Origin of the sequence: Streptomyces sp. Tu 3180 (assembly GCF_009852415.1) — a bacterium.
GTDB lineage: Bacteria > Actinomycetota > Actinomycetes > Streptomycetales > Streptomycetaceae > Streptomyces.
Map to the genome: position 1 here is coordinate 7,465,373 of NZ_WOXS01000002.1, position 16,398 is coordinate 7,481,770.

The 16,398-nt window shown below is 71.4% G+C and carries 17 protein-coding genes and 1 pseudogene; 7 read left to right on the plus strand and 11 right to left on the minus strand.

From position 1 onward, the window contains the following. Positions 1–507: 507 nt before the first annotated feature. Entirely contained in the window at positions 508–1,098 is a 591-nt protein-coding gene (locus tag GL259_RS33860) for a DUF1360 domain-containing protein (RefSeq protein ID WP_159537095.1), read from the minus strand. Continuing rightward, on the minus strand, positions 1,073–2,029 hold the full coding sequence (locus GL259_RS33865) for a Rieske (2Fe-2S) protein (protein WP_159539192.1): 957 nt from the start codon (positions 2,027–2,029) through the stop codon (positions 1,073–1,075). The genes GL259_RS33860 and GL259_RS33865 overlap by 26 nt, the downstream gene beginning before the upstream one ends. 407 nt (positions 2,030–2,436) lie before the next feature. Between GL259_RS33865 and GL259_RS33870 the strand changes: the two genes are divergently transcribed. The 4 genes from GL259_RS33870 to GL259_RS33885 all read left to right on the plus strand — a co-directional run bounded on the left by GL259_RS33870 (position 2,437) and on the right by GL259_RS33885 (position 4,652). Next, positions 2,437–2,694, plus strand: coding sequence for a hypothetical protein (locus GL259_RS33870; RefSeq protein WP_099965329.1), 258 nt, complete (start codon positions 2,437–2,439; stop codon positions 2,692–2,694). A gap of 127 nt (positions 2,695–2,821) precedes the next feature. Continuing rightward, positions 2,822–3,556 (plus strand): DUF2071 domain-containing protein, encoded by a 735-nt coding sequence (locus tag GL259_RS33875; RefSeq protein ID WP_159537097.1) that lies wholly within the window; start codon positions 2,822–2,824, stop codon positions 3,554–3,556. Between the two features lie 70 nt (positions 3,557–3,626). Beyond that, a complete protein-coding gene (locus tag GL259_RS33880; protein ID WP_243762472.1) occupies positions 3,627–4,199 on the plus strand; it encodes a hypothetical protein in 573 nt (190 codons plus the stop codon). A 48-nt stretch (positions 4,200–4,247) separates the two neighbouring features. Further along, positions 4,248–4,652 (plus strand): hypothetical protein, encoded by a 405-nt coding sequence (locus tag GL259_RS33885; protein WP_159537101.1) that lies wholly within the window; start codon positions 4,248–4,250, stop codon positions 4,650–4,652. A gap of 69 nt (positions 4,653–4,721) precedes the next feature. Here the strand turns inward: GL259_RS33885 and GL259_RS33890 are convergent, their stop codons facing one another. Further along, on the minus strand, positions 4,722–5,255 hold the full coding sequence (locus GL259_RS33890; RefSeq protein WP_159537103.1) for a hypothetical protein: 534 nt from the start codon (positions 5,253–5,255) through the stop codon (positions 4,722–4,724). A gap of 272 nt (positions 5,256–5,527) precedes the next feature. On the opposite strand from GL259_RS33890, the gene GL259_RS33895 reads away from it, so the two are divergent. After that, positions 5,528–6,184: a Rho termination factor N-terminal domain-containing protein gene (locus tag GL259_RS33895; protein ID WP_159537105.1), complete on the plus strand. Its 657-nt coding sequence runs from the start codon at positions 5,528–5,530 to the stop codon at positions 6,182–6,184. Positions 6,185–6,385: 201 nt separating this feature from the next. On the opposite strand, the gene GL259_RS33900 is transcribed toward GL259_RS33895, so the two are convergent. Together GL259_RS33900 and GL259_RS33905 are read right to left on the minus strand one after the other, a co-directional pair. Continuing rightward, entirely contained in the window at positions 6,386–7,099 is a 714-nt protein-coding gene (locus GL259_RS33900; protein ID WP_159537107.1) for a GAF and ANTAR domain-containing protein, read from the minus strand. Positions 7,100–7,891: 792 nt separating this feature from the next. After that, positions 7,892–8,283: pseudogene (locus tag GL259_RS33905) on the minus strand (fumarylacetoacetate hydrolase family protein); the annotation flags it as partial. A gap of 53 nt (positions 8,284–8,336) precedes the next feature. On the opposite strand from GL259_RS33905, the gene GL259_RS33910 reads away from it, so the two are divergent. Beyond that, positions 8,337–8,906 (plus strand): SDR family oxidoreductase, encoded by a 570-nt coding sequence (locus tag GL259_RS33910; RefSeq protein ID WP_243762473.1) that lies wholly within the window; start codon positions 8,337–8,339, stop codon positions 8,904–8,906. Positions 8,907–9,199: 293 nt separating this feature from the next. Here the strand turns inward: GL259_RS33910 and GL259_RS33915 are convergent, their stop codons facing one another. Beyond that, positions 9,200–10,468: a multidrug effflux MFS transporter gene (locus tag GL259_RS33915; protein ID WP_243762474.1), complete on the minus strand. Its 1,269-nt coding sequence runs from the start codon at positions 10,466–10,468 to the stop codon at positions 9,200–9,202. A 147-nt stretch (positions 10,469–10,615) separates the two neighbouring features. On the opposite strand from GL259_RS33915, the gene GL259_RS33920 reads away from it, so the two are divergent. Beyond that, entirely contained in the window at positions 10,616–11,122 is a 507-nt protein-coding gene (locus GL259_RS33920) for a MarR family winged helix-turn-helix transcriptional regulator (protein WP_243762475.1), read from the plus strand. Between the two features lie 204 nt (positions 11,123–11,326). Here GL259_RS33920 and GL259_RS33925 read toward each other — a convergent pair whose 3' ends face one another. The 5 genes from GL259_RS33925 to GL259_RS33945 form a co-directional block, all read right to left on the minus strand. After that, the gene (locus tag GL259_RS33925) at positions 11,327–12,640 is read right to left on the minus strand and encodes an aromatic acid/H+ symport family MFS transporter (protein WP_159537112.1); all 1,314 of its coding nucleotides are present in this window, start codon (positions 12,638–12,640) and stop codon (positions 11,327–11,329) included. A gap of 273 nt (positions 12,641–12,913) precedes the next feature. After that, positions 12,914–13,867 carry a catechol 2,3-dioxygenase gene (locus GL259_RS33930; RefSeq protein ID WP_159537114.1) on the minus strand — a complete coding sequence of 318 codons (954 nt, stop codon included), beginning with the start codon at positions 13,865–13,867 and terminating at the stop codon, positions 12,914–12,916. Continuing rightward, a complete protein-coding gene (locus GL259_RS33935) occupies positions 13,864–14,946 on the minus strand; it encodes a 4-oxalomesaconate tautomerase (RefSeq protein ID WP_159537116.1) in 1,083 nt (360 codons plus the stop codon). Before GL259_RS33935 ends, GL259_RS33930 begins: the two co-directional genes overlap by 4 nt. Beyond that, positions 14,943–15,638 carry a 4-carboxy-4-hydroxy-2-oxoadipate aldolase/oxaloacetate decarboxylase gene (locus tag GL259_RS33940; protein WP_159537118.1) on the minus strand — a complete coding sequence of 232 codons (696 nt, stop codon included), beginning with the start codon at positions 15,636–15,638 and terminating at the stop codon, positions 14,943–14,945. Before GL259_RS33940 ends, GL259_RS33935 begins: the two co-directional genes overlap by 4 nt. Further along, a complete protein-coding gene (locus GL259_RS33945; RefSeq protein WP_159537120.1) occupies positions 15,638–16,396 on the minus strand; it encodes a PIG-L deacetylase family protein in 759 nt (252 codons plus the stop codon). Before GL259_RS33945 ends, GL259_RS33940 begins: the two co-directional genes overlap by 1 nt. Positions 16,397–16,398: the final 2 nt, after the last annotated feature.

The window sequence follows — 16,398 nt, forward strand, 5'->3', positions numbered from 1 at the left end:
TGGAACACCCGGTAACGGCTGACCGGACGAGCGAAGCGTCGTAATCTCCAGACGATGCCCTTGACCTGCAAGAAGCAGGCAGGGAGCGGATGGACCGGGAGCTTCTTCACGTTGCGTACCACGTTCAAGTCCAAGATCTAGCGTTTGGGTGTTTTCGCAGGTCAGAGCCCTGATTGCCGCCCCCGGGTCAGTAAACGGTCAGCATCGGGTCGGACGGTGTCCGGCTTGCTGACCCGCACCTATGGCATGGTCCTCCTGGGCCGCCCGGTGCCCTGCTCAGCCCGGGAACTCTTCGCGACCAACCAAGTCGTAGTCTTCACCCCTGCAAAGCCCAACGGCTTTGCCGCATTGCGGTCCGCTTTCCTGTAGGCCCCCTCCCTACGGGCTCCGTGCCACGACGAAGCCCCGCCGGGGCTCGGCGGGGCTTCTGTGCACAGAGGTCGTGACGGAGTGCGAGTGCAGCGGCTGGCGTGGGCACCGTTGCACTCCGGCTCTCCGCGGGCCAGGTCAGTCGTCCCCGGTGGTCCGGCTCACCAGTGCGCCGTACGCCAGTTGCAGCGCGTCCGCGCCGGCCAGTGCCGCGAGCGCGCCCATGGCGGTCCGGGTTGCCCGCGGCCACAGCAACTGGCCGGCGGTCAGGGTGGACACCACCCAGACGCTCGTGCAGAACGGGCAGGTCACCAGCTCGCCGACGGTGTCCCTGCCGCCCTCCGGCTCCGCCTCCTCGTGCAGCTCGGCGGGGCCCTGCGGGCCGACGTACCGCGTGAAGGGCGCGCGCAGCGGACTGGTGACGGACGCCTTGCTCAAGAGCCTGCTGAGCCGGAAGGTGGCGACCGAGGTCAGGACCACGTCCCAAGGCTGGGGCCGGTCGGGCACGGGGCTCCCGCGCAGCCGTACCGCCGTGGCCAAGGCCGCCGTGTACGCCCCGAATCCCGTCATGGCCGCGAGATAGCCGCCCAGCGGCCGGTCGTGCCCTGCGGAGTACCGTCGTCCGGTGCGCCGGGCGAGCTCGCGCAGGCGAGGTGCGAGGCGGTTGTCAGCCGTCTTGTCAGCTGCGGCGTCACCTGTGGTGTCAGGCGTGGTGGCCAGGGGATCCATGGGTCATGCCCTCCTCCGCTGCGCCCGGTTGCCGCTCTGCCTCCCGGCTGTTGTCCGCGTGCTCCGCCCGGTCGTCCTGGCGCAGGCGTATCTCGACGTGGCCGTCGGTGATCCGAGTGTCGAAGGCGGGTTGGGGAGCGGTGGCGGGGCCGCGTACGTTCCAGCCGTCGGAGAGGCGGAAGACGCTTCCGTGCCAGGGGCACTGGACGCATCCGTCGGCGATCGTGCCCTCGGACAGTGGTCCGGCGAGGTGGCTGCACCGGTCGGCCAGAGCGTGGACGGTGCCGCCGGTTTCGCGCACGACCAGGACCGGTACGTCGCCCACACTGCGCCGCACGGGCCGGCCGGCCGGGAATTCATCCACGGTCCCGATCCGGTGCCAGCCCTCCGTGACCACGTACGGCACCTCTTCGGCGTGGTTGGCGCCGGATGCCTGACGGTAGGCCAGGTGGCCGCCCAGCATGCCGCCGAGCCCGACCGCCGTCAGCCCGAGCAGGCCGTAGGCTCGGCCGGCCGCGTGGCGTCCCTTGAGGCGGCAGGTGAGTGAGGTGGCGTACAGCACGACGGCTGTCACGTTGCTCAGGGCGTGCACCAGGCCCACGCGTTTTTGCTGGCGGTGCAGTTCCGCCCAGTCGACCCAGCCTGCCAGGGCCGCGGGGGCGGCGGCGCTCAGGCCGACACCGATGAGCACTTCCGCTTCACGGGAGCGGCCGGGCCGTAGATCGAGCAGGGCCGCGGACAGCCAGCTGCCGATCGGCACCTGCACCATCAGCGGATGCACGGGGTGGCCCAGCCACCTTCCGTGCAGCGCGTCCCGGCCGCGACCGAGCGGCAGGGCACGCACACCCCGGCCGATCGCGTCGATCACCGCATCGGCCCAGGGGTCTCGTTCTATGCGGTCCAGCAGCCACAGGACCCGGTTCTGCCGCATCCGACGGCGTGGCGTCGTGGTCATGCGCAGCCGGGTCCCCACCTGCGCATACCGCAAACGGCCGACCAGGCCGGATGAACCCCGGCAATGGCCCCACGCCAAGAGCAGGCGGGCGAGGACCCGCCGCGGCAGGGCGGCATGGACTGCCTGTTCCCGAGGGACGATCACCGGGGCGCGGAGTGGGTCCGATGCCGATGGAGCCGTCCTGGCCGAAGCGCGCGCACTCGGCCTCGGCCAGGTGCGGTGGCAGAGCCCGAGGAGAAGCGACGCTACTTCTTGTCGTATGTCGATCAGAGGGCCGTCGTCTGGAAGCCGGTCATCAGACGCGACGGGGATCCGATGACGGGTACCTGGGAGGCACGACTGGGCTGCTCGTCCTCGGCCTGAGGGGAACGAAGGAGGAGACCGTGCAGCGGCCTGATGAGGAACTGCTGGATTTCGATACCGGCGAGCTGGAGGACTGGGACGAGGAGCGCGCACGAGCGGCCCTCGACGGCGAACACGGCACGCTCTACCGCAACCACCTGGACATCGCCCTGCATCTCGACCAGTGGGCGGAGGCCGAAAGCCGGCGCACCGACACCGACGCGCGCTATAAGGCGGGCTATACCCAGGCCCTGCGGGACACGGCCGCGTTCCTGCGGCAGACCTACTACCTTCCTTGAGCCGGGCGAAGGGTTTCGCCCGGACGCTCGGCGTCCCGGCCCACTTCATGATCTGGTCGGCGCCGTTCCGCCCGCCGTGCCGGGCCCCGTCGGTTTCCTTCGAGCGTGCGCGGGGGACCCGACGGCCGTGGTGGCATACGGAGCAGAGCAGCGGGTGCGCCTGCCGGCGCTGCGGGCAGGCTGGCTGACGCAGACGTTCGTCCACTGGCCGTTCCGGCCTGACGCGGTCCAGGCGCTCCTGCCCGGGGGACTGGTCGTGGACGAGTACGAGGAGGCCGCCTGGGTGGGGCTCACCCCCTTTGTCATGTCGGACGTGCGACCACCCGGCGTTCCCGTCTCGCTGCCCGGCCTGCCGACGTTCGCGGAGACCAACCTACGCACGTACGTACGCCACCGTGACGGCCGGGACGGGCTCTGGTTCCTGTCCATCGAGGTCGCCTTCCCCCCGATGGTGGCGGCCCGCGCCATCGGCGCACCGTACAACCCGGGCACCCTCCGCGTGTCCACGGACGGGGACACCGTCTCGTACTCCGGTTCCCGATGGATCGGTGACGCCTCCTACCGCCTGGTCGTCCGGCCTGGCGACCCGATCGAGCCGACGGAGCGGGACGTGTGGCTGACCTCGCGCTGGCGGGCGTACACCCGCAGGCTCGGCATGCTCTGGGAGACGCCCGTCGAGCACGAGCCGTGGCCGCTGGCCGACGCCGGCGTCGATGTACTGGAGGAGACGCTGACCGCCGCGGCGGGCCTGCGGGAAGCCCCCCTCGGTGAGCGCCTGGTGCACTTCTCGGAAGGAGTCAGGCATGTACGGCTCGGGCCCTCCAGGCCGTGCGTCCCGGAGCACGTCTCCCAGCCTCCCTGACACCCCTCGCCCGAATTCCGGCGCCGTCACGCGACGCCCGCGCGTGCGCTTCGACGGCTGGATCGCGGGCATGGGCACCTCCTCCGGCACACGGATCGTGCTGGGATACCGGCAGGGCTCGCCCTTCGGAGCGTTCAGCGACGTGATGCTGGAGCGGGCCGACGGGGACAGGCTGCTGCTGGCCCCCACGCGGGAGACAGCGGACTTCATCAGCGGCACCCACGTCTTCGACACGGTCCGTGTCGTCCCGGTCGAGGTGAGTGTCACGGACGACGCCTGGACCGTCACCGCCGGGCCACTCGACCTGCGTTTCACCACCGGCCGGCGAGGGCCTCCGGGCATCGCCCTGCGGACCGTACCCGGCGCGCTCGCCCGCCGTCCGGCACGGAGCGCGCTGACGGACCGGCCCGCCCGCTTGCTGCTGCCCGGCGTGCGCACCCGCGGCAGCGCCGGACAGGGCCGCCGGGAGTGGTACTGCGCCCGGGACCTGCTGCCGACCCGTGCCGCCTCGGCCGACTGCGGGGGCGCGGACCTCGGGGCGATGGCACCGGTCGAGCCGCCCGTGCGCTTCGGGTTCGGTTCGGCGCCGAGGAACCCCTCCGCCACCCGGGTCACGACGACGGCCGAACTCGGCCCGGACTGAGGGCGCCTGGGCGGGGGTACCCGGCCGGAGCCTACGAAGGGATGTCCCTTGAGCAGAACCGGAGTGCGGGAGCCCGCCCGCACGCTCGCGGTCGCGCACGGTGCCTTCAACATCGTGGGCGGACTGTGGCCCCTGCTGCACCTGCGCAGCTTCGAGTGGGTCTTCGGCCCGAAGACCGACGTGTGGCTGCAGATGACGACGGGCGGACTGCTCGCCTCCGCTGGCGTCGCCCAGCTCGCGGCGGCCGGGGACGCGCAAGGTCCGGCCCACGCCCGCCGCATCGGGCTGGGCACCGCCCTCACCCTGCTGGCCGTCGACCTTGTCTACGTGCCCAAGGGGCGGATCCGGCCGACGTACCTCCTCGACGCCGCGATGCAGACCGGATGGATCACCGCCTGGCTGCGTTCGTCCCCCGCCCGGACCACGGGCGACGTCAGGAGCGGCCGGCGGTGAACGAGCGGCACCCGTTATCACCGCCCGGACGGCTGCTCCCGACGCGCCGTTCGGTGACGACCGCCGGATTCACGCCCCGTAGCCGTGCCTGCGGGACAGGGGCCCGACGTGGGCGTGGCGCCCGGGGCGGGCGGCGGCGTGGCGCTGTCCGGGGCCCGGGCCGCCGCGGGCGGCCAGGGCGTCGGCGACGGCACCCGTGGCGAAGGCGTAAACGGCCTTGTGCAGCAGGTCCACGACGAGTTCCTTGCGGGGCCAGCTCTGCGGTGGGGCGCCGACGCCGGTCGCGTTCTCCAGGATCTGGTCGTTGGTGAGGCGGACGACGGCGAACTTGGCGGAGGCGACCGGTCCGCGCAGTCCGGCCTGGGCCATGACCGACCGGAGCACCCCGAGGAGGGCGGCCTGGCCGTAGTGCATGCCCCAGTTGACCGGCAGCGGCTGGGAGCCAGGTCGTTCGGGCAGACCGGTCCGCCGCTGCAGGACCCGCGCGGGCACATGGGAGTCGGGCCGGCCGGTGACGGCCTGCTCGATCTTCTCGCCGAGGGTCATCACGACGCCTCCGGCGGTACCGGCGAGCAGTCCCTGCCACAGTGCGCGCTTGATCACGCCCTGGCGAGTACCCGGTAGGACCGCCTTCACCCACCGGTCGCTCGGCGGTCGGCGTCCCGGTGGGCGCCGGTGGGCGGGAGGATCCCCACTGTGCCGCCAATCTCTTCCGTGTCGCCCGGGCCGGCACAGGGGCCGCGCAAAGTACCGGCGAGATCCGCAGCCGGCTGCAACGCCATCGGAGTGGGTGGCGAGCGCAGGTGCGGGTACCCGTGGCGCGAATCACGCGAAACGGGCATTTCCGACCCCGCCCCTGATGTGCGGAGGATGCCATGTCCTTGGTCGAGAAGCTGCTCGACGCCTACCCCGCCGAGACCGGGATGCCGCCCAAAATGCTGGGCGAGGCGGTCGACAAGCTGTACGAGTGCGCCGGCGTCTGCCTGACCTGCGCCGACGCGGCCGCCGCCGAGCAGGACCCGGAAAAGATCGTGATGTCCATCAAGTGCGTGCGCCTGGACAACGACTGCACCGACCTGTGTACGGTCGCGGCCCGGATCCTGGCCCGCCAGACGGGATACGACGCGCCGACGACGATGGCGATCATCGAGACGACCCGCACCGTCCTGCGCGCGAGCGCGGACGCTGCCGAGGAGTTCAAGGGCACTCCGTACTTCGAGCTGTCCGCGAAGGAGTGCCGCGAGACGGAACAGCTGCTGGGTCGGCTGGCCGAGCAGATGGGCTCGAGCGACGCCGGCGAGGGGTACCCCGCGTCCCCGCCCAGCGCGACGACGCCTGCCGGAGCCTCCATGGGCGGCGGGGCAGAGACGTCTGGAACGTCCGAGGCGTCCCAGGAGGTCTCCGAGGAGCAACTCCGCGAGATGAACATGGACGAGCTGCGCGACATGGCCCGCGACAAGGGCCTCAGCGGTGTTCACGACATGCGCAAGGAAGAGCTCGTCGACGCGATCAGCGGGAAGCGCGGGTCCTAGCGCGGCGAATCGGTGGCCAGGACGGACCGGCATGACCACGCCTTGACAGGTCAATGCCCTGCTGGAGTCCAACGCCGACCTTGGTCGTCGTGTCCGGCGCCGCCGCCTCGGGCAGGTCGGCTCCAGGACGCTGTCCCTGGCAGCTGTCCGGGAGAACGACCTGCTGACGGGCGCCCGAGCAGTTGCTCTGGACCCGCGCGCCTACGACGTACCGGGCGGGCCGCGCAGGACGTCCGTGGTGATGTCCGGCAATGACCTGCCGGTGCGGAGGGCCTCGGCGCGCATGAGGGCGAGGGCGTCCTCAGGGCTGATCCGCCGTCGGGCCGCCAGGGCTCCGACGGCACGCCAGGTGTCGAACCAGTGGGCACGGACCACCTGCTCCGGCTCCCACGCCGGGGCGTCGTTCCCCGTGAGCAGCATCTCGCGGGTGGGCATGAGCGCTGCCGTCACCGCGTCGGCCACGTGGGACGCCTGCTCCAGGGCGTCCTCATCGAGAGCGCGGGGCCGTGTCGACAGCAGGTCCACCGACCCGAGGACGTAGTCGCCGAAGAACAGGGGGAGCGCGTACACCGAGCCCACTTCCGGGAGCTTCTCGCGCGCCATCGCCCCGAACAGCGGCCAGGGCGTCAGTTCCTGCCCCAGGTCGTCCACGGCCACGGGCTCGCCGGTCCGCGCGGCACTGATGCAGGGCCCCTCCAGCACCGTGAACTGGATCTCCTCCAGCAGCAGGGCGGCATCGTCCGACGCGGCGAGCAGCTGGCGGGAGGGCGTGTCGGTGAGCAACGACAAGGTGGCACCGTCCACGCCGAGCCCCTCGCACACCGCCGCGCACACCCGCCGGGGAACCTCCTCGCCGGGGGTGCCCGCCGCGGCTTCCGCGACCAGCCGCACCGCCTTCGTCGCCCCGGCCGTCATCCGGCCCTCCGCAGCCCTGACGCATGTGCCCCGATGCCGACCGTCACGTGTCTCCCTGTGTCATCCGAGCGGACGGCCACCGCCGACTCACCGCCCCTGTGCCCGCGGCGGACGCCGATCCGCGCATGTCGGGTGCCCTGTGTCGCCGCGTGCAAGCCACGCACGGCACATGAGACCCGGTCGACTCGGGGAGGGCAAGCGGCGGGGCCGCCGCTCCCACGGCTGCCGCAGCCGCAGCAGATGCGGGGGAAACAAACGAGCTCGCCAGCTGGTGGTGCCCAAAAGAGGCAGTTGAACGACTCGCCTGCTCCCCTGCCCCTGACACCCCGGCACGACCGGACCTCCGGGATCTCCCGGACGAGTCTCCCGCTGGTGTTCCCGATGCGGACTGCTCAGGTCGCTGCTGGGGCGGCTCCCGACGACCCGGACCGCCTTGACGGGGACGGTGACGTCATGGGCTGCGAGGCCAAGTGATCCACCCTGTATTCCACCACTCCGCTGGCAGACGGCCAGCCCCGCCCGCGGTCGGTGCCGCGGCCTTGGCCTCGCCGGCCGGGACGTGACGGCTCCGCGGGCCCCGCTGCTCGGAGCCTGTGCCGATTGTGGCTGACGTCGCGTCGCTGCTGTGACGTGCCTGTCGGGTGCCATGCCTTGACGGCGTTGCCCGGCGGCGGCCGGCCGGTTCTACCCGGGTGTCGTGGGCGTGAGGTTCTCCACCGGGCGCGTTCCTGCACGTTGGCGCGGAGGGCGGTCTGGTGGCTGCCGGGGTGCGGGCCATGGCGGTCTCATGTCCGGGCGCACCCAGGCGTCCCGGGAGGCGTAGGCGACCATCTCCTCGAACGTCCAGGAGACGTTGGCGAGGGTGTCCCGTCCGATCAGCTTGCCGTTGAGCGTGACTGTCATCTCCAGGTCGAGGAAGCCGTCCGCGTCCCGCCGGTCCTCCACCTCGTCGGCGGTGACCAGGTACGGGCCCAGCGTGTGGGCGAAGCCTTGCCCTCGGAGAAGCCCAGCCCGAGGTTCTTCTCCGGTTTGTGCAGGTCCCGCGCCGACCAGTCGTTGAACACCAGGTAGCCCACGATGTGCTCGCGGGCCTCCTCCGGGGTGAGGTCACGCCCGCTCCGGCCGATCACCGCGCCGGCCTCCAGCTCGAAGTCGAGCACCGAACAGCCCGCCGGAACGGGCACCGGCCGCCCGGGTCTCCGAGGCGGGAGGCGCGGCGCGGACCGCGGTGTGCGACGTGTCCGACCCCGAGTCGGTGCGCACGCCGGCCGCAGGGCTCGCCGACGAGGACGTCTCGTTGCTCGTCAACAACGCCGGAGTGGCAGGGCCGGTGAAACCCCTCGTCGGCATCGAGCCGGGGGAGTGGGACGACGTGTTCGCCGCCAACGTGCGCGGCGTCTGCCTGATGTGCCGTGCCTTCCTCCCGCCCATGATCGCAGCCGGGCGCGGTGACGTCGTCAACGTCGCCTCCGTCAGCGGCAAACGCCCCCTGCTCAACCGCACCCCCTGCACCGCGTCCAAGATGGCCCTGCTCGGCCTGACCCGGACGCTCGCCGGGGAGGTCGGCCCGCGGGGCGTCGCGGTCAACTCCCTGTCGCCCGGGCCGGTACGCGGTCCCCGCATGGACCGCAACTCCCGGCTGACGGCCGAGCTGACCGGCTGCACCGTCCAGGAGGCCGAGCGCGACTTCGCCTCCCGGGCGGCTCTGGGCCGGCTCGTCGAAGGGACCGAGGTGGCGCGGGCCCTTGTGGCGATGCTCGGCATGCCCGGCCTGTGCGGGGCGGACATCGACCGTCAGCGGGAATGATCGCCCCGGCGTAGCAATACGGGAGCCGCACGGCGACGAGGAAGACGGCGGCGAGGCGGGCGGCCCGGAAAGGGAGCCGTTCGCCTCACCGCCGTGTCGTCGACGACAGGTCCGTCACGCTGTGATCGTCGCGCCCCAGGGATTCGGCCGGCCCGGCACGCATTCACCGTGTTCGGGGCCGACGAAGCGGCGGACGCTCACCTCGCGGCGCCGGAAGGCTGGGATGGGCGCAGCGGTTCGTCCCGGTGCTCCGGCACGAACCGCTGCTTTGCTCTTCGACCGTTCGTGAAACGTCACTTGGTGGTGCGGTCTGCTCCCCGGCGCTGCCACGGGCGGACGAGCAGGACGAGCATGGCGGCAGAGCAGAGGAACCCGATGCACATGATGACCGCCATGGGGGTGGGACTGCTTTCGCCGAAGGCGCCGACCAGAGGGGACACCAGACCGCCGAGGAGGAACTGTCCGCCGCCGAGCATGGCGGAGGCGCCGCCTGCGGCACGCGCGGCCACGGTCTGGCCCAGCGTGTAGGTCGTGGTGATCGTGAGACCGGTCCCGAACATGGCGAGGAAGAGGCAGCCCCACGTGGTGATGAGGCTGCCACCAGTGGTGAGGTCGATGGCGGCCTGGGCGAGGGTACCGACGACGGCCAGACCCACCCCCGCGCTGAGCAACGTGGTCAGGGGCAGACGGCGGGACAGCGCGCCGACCAGTCCGGAGGCGACGAGCATGCCCAGGGCGTTGACCGCGAAGATCAGGCTGTAGCCCGTGGCTGAGGCGCCGTAGATGTCCTGAAAGACGAAGGGCGAGCCGGCGATGTAGGCGAACAGCGCTGCTGAGGCGCAGGACAGGACGAGAACGTATCCCATGAAGGCGCGCTGCCGGGTCAGCCGCCCCATGGCGCGAAACGCGGCAGGAAGGCCGCCGCGTTGTCGCCGCTCGGCCGGCAGTGACTCGGGCACCCAGCGCCACACGGCCAGCACGAGCATCAGGCCGAAGCCGGCGAGGACCAAGAAGACGGCGCGCCAGGAGGCGCCGGTGGCGATCAGGCCACCGATCACCGGTGCGGCGACCGGCGCGACGCCGAGGATCATCGACAGAACGGAGAAGTGCCGGGCGACGTCGGCGCCGCGGTACAAGTCGGTGAGGACGGCGCGGGAGATCACCATGCCGGCCGCACCGGCCGTGCCCTCCAGGAGACGGGCGGCGGTCAGTACCCCGGCGTTCGGGGCGGCGGCGCAGGCCAGCGAGAAGACGGTGAACAGCGCGCTGCCGCCCAGCAGCAGGCGGCGCCGGCCGTGGCCGTCGCTGAGCGGGCCGATCAGCAGCTGACCTATGACCAGCCCCAGAAGGAACGCGGTCATGGACAACTGGATCCCGGCACTGGTGGCGCCCAGTGCCCTGGTCATCTCCGGGAAGGCGGGCACGTACATGTCCGTGGCCAGCGGGGCGACCGCGGTCAGTGAGGCCAACACGGTGATCAGCAGTCCGGTGCGGCGGGGCGCCGCGGGAGGCGCCTGCGCGGTCGATGGCTGGGTGATGGATGTGGAGGAAGGCGAAGTCAAGGGGTGTGACCTGGCTCTTTCGACAGGAAGCGTACTGCCGACGGGCAACCGGCCTCCTCGCCGGAGCGGACGGCAGTGGCGTATGCCATGAGTCGCCTGAGAGGGGACTAGGATGGATGCGCAATGGATAGTCTACATGTTGACGAGTTGCCGGAGCCGTCCTCGCTGTCCGCGTACGACAGCGGCGTTGCCGACGCCTGGCAGCGGGCCCGGCCCGAGCTGGACACCAGCCCCATGGACGTCTTCGGGCGGCTGAGACACCTGCACGCCCTGCATGACCTCGCCATGGAGAAGGCCTACGAAGGAGCTCCCCTCAGCCCGGCCGAAACCGAGGTGCTGGTCCTTCTTCGGCACGCCAGGCAGCCGCGCGTCGCCGGGCAGCTCGCCCGTCAGCGCGGTTGCTCCCGGGCCGCGATCAGCAGGATCGTGATCAAGCTCGACCAGCGCGGCCTCATCACCCGGGATCCGAACCCTGCGGACCGCCGTGCCGCCCTCATCCGCATCACCCCGGACGGTGCCGCCCTGGTGGACGCGGTCTTCCCGGGCCAGCTCTCGCTCGAAGCCGAACTGCTGGCCGGGCTGGACCCCCAGCGTCGACAGGCCGTCGTGGAAGCCCTGGACCTCCTGATCCGTACCCTCGCTGCAGGACGGTGACGGTGCTCGCTCCTGGCGCGGCGGACCGACCAGCTGCGCGAGGACCTGCGTCGCGCTCAGCGGCCGCCCACGCAACACGCTCGGCTGGGAGATCCCAGCCGAGCGTCTGCATGAACCGCTCGCGGCCTGATCAACACGAGCGTATGGTGCGACGACCCCTGGTGAGTCCGTCGACGCTGGAAGGTCCTTTCCGTCTTCCTGCGGTCAGACCTTCGCGGTCGTGCGCGTCTTGAGGGTGAGGGCGGCCAGGCTCATCATGAGCGCGCCGAAGAGCGCGGCGCAGGCGTACATGGTGAAGCCGATGTCGGCGTTGCCCGCCGCGAGGAGGGCGCCGCCGATCCACGGGCCGAAGATGGCGCCGAAGCGGCCCATGCCGGAGACCCAGCCGAGGGCGGTGGGACGGTCCTCGTCGTTGTGGTGCGTGCCGACCGTCGCGTAGACCATGGTCTGGCCGGAGAAGAGCAGCAGTCCGGCGAAGAAGACCACCGCGTACAGGACGCCGACCGACATCTTGACGCCCATGAGGTAGACGAAGACGGAGGTCAGGAGGAACCAGGCGATGACGACCTTGCGCGGGCCGATGCGGTCGGCGGTGCGGCCGGCGATGAGCATGCCGCAGATGCCGCCGACGTTCAGGAACGTCGAGAAGAGCAGCGAGTCGCCGGTGTCGTAACCGAGCTCGACCATGATCTTCGGCAGCCACTGGCCGACTCCGTAGACCAGGAGCAGACCCGCGAAGGAGGTCAGCCAGAAGCACAGAGTGGTGGACCACTGGCCGTGCCGGAAGAGGTTCTTCAGCGCGTCCAGCTTGTCCCCGCGGTGCGCCTTCGGCTCGGCCAGTTCGGTGCCGTAGGCGGCGGCGAGCAGCTCGGCGTCGGCGCGGCGGCCGCGGGTGAGCAGGTTGGTGGGCGACTCGGGCAGCAGCTTGAAGGCGACCGGGAGCAGGATCAGGGCGGGCATCGCGGAGGCGATGAAGGCCGTTCGCCAGCCGTGGTCGTCGACCAGCCAGAGCGCGATCAGCGGGGCCAGGGCGCCGCCGGTCTGGTGGGCGGTCATGATGATGCCGGTGGCGAGGGCGCGGCGGCCGCGCGAGGTGAACTCCATGCCGTACGAGATCGCGATCGGCAGCAGCGCGCCGAGGCCGAAGCCGCACACGAAGCGGAAGAAGCCGAACTGGCCCGAGGACTGGGACCAGCCGGTGCCCAGCGTGGCGAGGGTGAAGATCACGACGCTGGCGAAGACGGTGACGCGGCGGCCGATCCAGTTCGAGGCCATGCCGGACAGGATCGTGCCGATCAGCATGCCGAAGTTGGCGTAACTGCCGATCGTGCCGGCGAGGTCGGGGGTGAGGCCGAGGCTGTGGCCGCCGAGCATCTTCGGGAGCACGGAGCCGTAGATGAACGTGTCGATGCCGTCGAGGAGGACGAGTGCCCAGCACAGGGCGATGACGGCGGTGCGGCTGCGGCGGGCCGTCGTCCCGGTCGCCGGGGCGAGCGGGGAGGTGGCGGAGGAGGACATCGTTGTTTCCTCTCGTGCGGGACGTCAGGACGGGGCCTTGGTCCCTGGCTGCAAGGGCGGTGGGGCCGGTGCGGCTCGCGCGGCCGGTGGGGAGGACGGGCGGAGCATGCCCCCGAGCTGTGGACTTCGCGTGGGGAGTCTCAAGCTCGCTGTGGCGTAGACGTTAAGAAGCCATAGCCATTACGTCAACACTTTTGTTAACAATCTAAGCAACGATTTGGCCCCGGGGTACGGGTGGTAGCCGTTCCCCGGGGCCTGGAAGGACGGATCACATCAGGGCTGCACGGGCGGCGTGCCGTGCGTGTGGAAGGACTCGATGGTCTTCAGGCCCCATGCCTGGCCCTTCTTGCGCTCCTCCTCGGTCCAGGTGATGAGTGGCCAGTCGGGGGCGAGGACGAGGCGGGTGAGCGGGTTGCAGAGTTCGATGCGGTTGCCGCCGGGTTCGTAGACGTAGAGGAAGAACGTCTGCTGGATGGCGTGCTTGTGCGGTCCCGTCTCGATGAAGACGCCGGTGTCGATGGCGAGGTCGGCGGCGCGCAGGATGTCCTCGCGGGTGTCGGTGGCGAAGGCGATGTGGTGCAGCCGCCCGGCCGAGCCGGTCCAGTCCGAGGTGTAGACGACGTCGTACGACTTGTCGGTGTACGTCAGCCAACGTGCCGCGATCTTCCCGGAGTCGAGCCGGATCTGCTCGGTGGGACGGGCGCCGAGGAGCTGCTCCTGCCACTCGGCGTTGGCGAGGACATCGGCGGCGAGGAAGTTGACGTGGTCCAGGCGGCGGACGCCGACGCCGCGGTTGGGTTTGGCCTGCGGCTGGTTCTTCAGCGCGGGCCGCAGCTCCCCTGGGGCCTGGTAGTACTCGCTCTCCCAGTACAGGGCGTGCTCGTGGCCGTCCGGGTCGGTGGTGACGTACAGCCGGCCGAGACCGGGCTCGTCCTCGGTCCACTTGCCCGTGCCGCCCGCCGCCTCGATGGCCTGCACCCGGCGCCCGAGCGCCTCCTCGCTGGAGGTGCGCAGGGCGAGGCGGCCGAGGCCGGGCTGGTCGCGGGCGGTGAGGACGAGGCTGTGGTGCTCGTAGTCGTCGAAGGTGCGCAGGTAGACGGTGTCGCCGTCCTGCCCGTTGACGGTCAGGCCCAGGAAGTCGGTGAAGAAGGCGACGGAGGCGTCCAGGTCCGGGGTGAACAGCTGGGCGTGGCCGATGTGGGCGATGTCGCCGAGAGGCGGGGTCATGAGTGACCTCCTGTGGGTGGTACGGGGAAGACGGTGCCGTCGAAGATCTTGCGGGCGGTGCGGACGACGGCGGTGCGACGTGCTCTCAGGCCGCCCTCGGGGGTGCGATCGATGCTGCTCTCGATGTCTGTGAATCCGCTGGGATGCTCGATGCGGAGCCGGTCACCCTCGTCGGGGAGGGCCGCGATGCCGTGTGCGACGCTTCCCTCGATCCGCAGCCCGGCCGCCACGCTCGCGGCGCCGAGGACGCCGATGGAGGTGTGGACGCGGGCCGGGATGAAGGTGCGGGTGGTGACGGCGCCGCCGTGGCGGGGCGCAGAGAGCAGGGTGAGCTTGGGGACGGTGGTGTCGGTGACGTCGCCGAGTCCCATCAGATGCCCGGCCGCCAGCCGTATGTCGTGGAGCCGGGCGGTCAGTTCCCGGTTGCTCTCCAGGTCCTTCGGGTCCTCCTGACCGGTGACCTCGAGGGCCTCGGCCGGGATCAGGACGGTCGGCATGCCGTTGTCGACGCACGTGACCCCGATGCCGGCGACCGTGTCGCGCGCGTTCCCCGTGGGCAGCAACTCGCCTCGGCCCGGCGGGAACTCGATGACGACGGCGGCGGCGCTCCCGGGGACCCCGGAGATTTGCGTGTCGCCGCTGTAGTCGACGCGGCCGCCCGGGGTCGGGAACGTCGCCGTGGCGAAGTCACCGGAGTTCACCATCCGGATGCGCACGGACGTCTCGTTGCTCCCCGCTCGTACGAGTCCGCGCTCGACGGCGAACGGGCCGACCCCGGCGAGCAGGTTGCCGCAGTTCTGGCGGTCCGAGACCTCTGCCCTGTCCACGGCGACCTGGAGGAAGAGGTAGTCGACGTCGGCCTCGGGGTCGGCCGACGGGGACACCACGGCGACCTTGCTGGTGAGCGGGTGGGCGCCGCCGAGGCCGTCGATCTGGCGCGGGTCGGGGCTGCCCATGACCCGCAGCAGCAGCTCGTCGCGGACGCTCTCTTCGGCGGGCAGGTCGTCGGCCAGGAAGTAGGCGCCCTTGGAGGTGCCGCCGCGCATCTGCATGCAGCGGACCTCCGCGGGGCTGGTCACGACTCGGCCTCCTCGTACGAGCGGTAGGTCACCCCGAGCCGCATGAGGGTCTCCCGCAACCCGTAGCGGTCCAGACCCAGTTGCCCCTCCAGGAAGGCGGCGCGGGCCCCGGCCTCCTTCCGCTCGCGGGCCTCGGACGCCTCGGCGGTCTCGTGGGCGCGCTCGCGCGGCACGACCACCACGCCGTCGTCGTCGGCGACGATCACATCACCGGGGCGGATCACCTGGCCGCCGATCACGATCGGTACGTTCACGCTGCCGCCGGTCGCCTTGACCGTGCCCTGCGGGCTGACGGCGGCGGACCAGGCGGGGAAGCCCATCGCGCGGAGTTCGGCGGTGTCGCGTATACCGGTGTTCAGGACGACGCCACGCACCCCGCGACGGGCGAGGGCTGTGGCGAACAGCTCGCCGAACAGGCCGTCCTCGCACGGCGAGGTGGTGGTGACGACGAGGATGTCGCCCTCGCCGCACTGCTCGACGGCCGCGTGGATCATGAGGTTGTCGCCGGGCCAGCACAGCACCGTGACGGCGGTGCCCGCGGCCCGGACGCCTTGCTGGACCGGGCGCAGATGCGTGCCGAGGAAGCCGGTGCGGCCCATGGCCTCGCCGACGGTGGCCGTTCCGTAGCCGGCGAGCGCCTCGACGGCCTTTGCCTCGGCCTTGGGCGGGTTGGTGACGATGACGCCGGGCATCAGGCGAGCTCCTTCGCGATCTGCGGGTAGGGCCGCATGTACGCCTCGGCCATGGTCTTGTGGGCGAGGCCCAGGTTGGGGCCGGCGTTGCGCTTGAGCTGGACGCCTCGGCGGACGGCGAGGTCGGTGTAGTAGTCCCACAGGTGCTGCTGGGCGCCGAGGCACTCCATGGCCTTGCGCTTGGTGTCCCAGACCTCGGTGATGTCGAGGAGGACCTGGGGCGTGAAGCCGCTCATCTCGGGCTGGTGCGGCTCGAAGTAGAAGACGGGCGGGGCGCCGATGATGCCGCCCTCGCCGGGGTAGCCGATGGCCTGGGCGAGGACCCGGGCCTCCAGGGCCATGCGGTTGGCGGCGGGGTGGTCGCCGTTGTACGGGTCCTCGGTCGGGTGGGTGAGGACGACGTCCGGCTGGGTCTCGCGGTAGACGGCGACGAGCCGGTCGGTCAGTTCGGGGGTGGCGAGGAGCGGGTAGTCGCCGGCGTCGAAGAAGCGGACCTCCGCGCCGAGCGTCGCGGCGGCGCGCTCGGCCTCCTCGCGGCGGATCACCTTGATCTCGTCGAGCTTCTTCCCCTCCCGCCACGCCTTCGCCGACTCGCCGCGCTCGCCGAAGGTCAGGCACGCGATGGTGACCTTCTCGCCGCGGGAGGCGGCCAGGGCGATGGCGCCGCCCGCCCGCCACACGAAGTCCCCGGCGTGCGCGGTGACGACGAGGGTCGATCGGGGCGGAGTGGCGGCGGGTGCGCCGTTGCCGTGGGTCATGC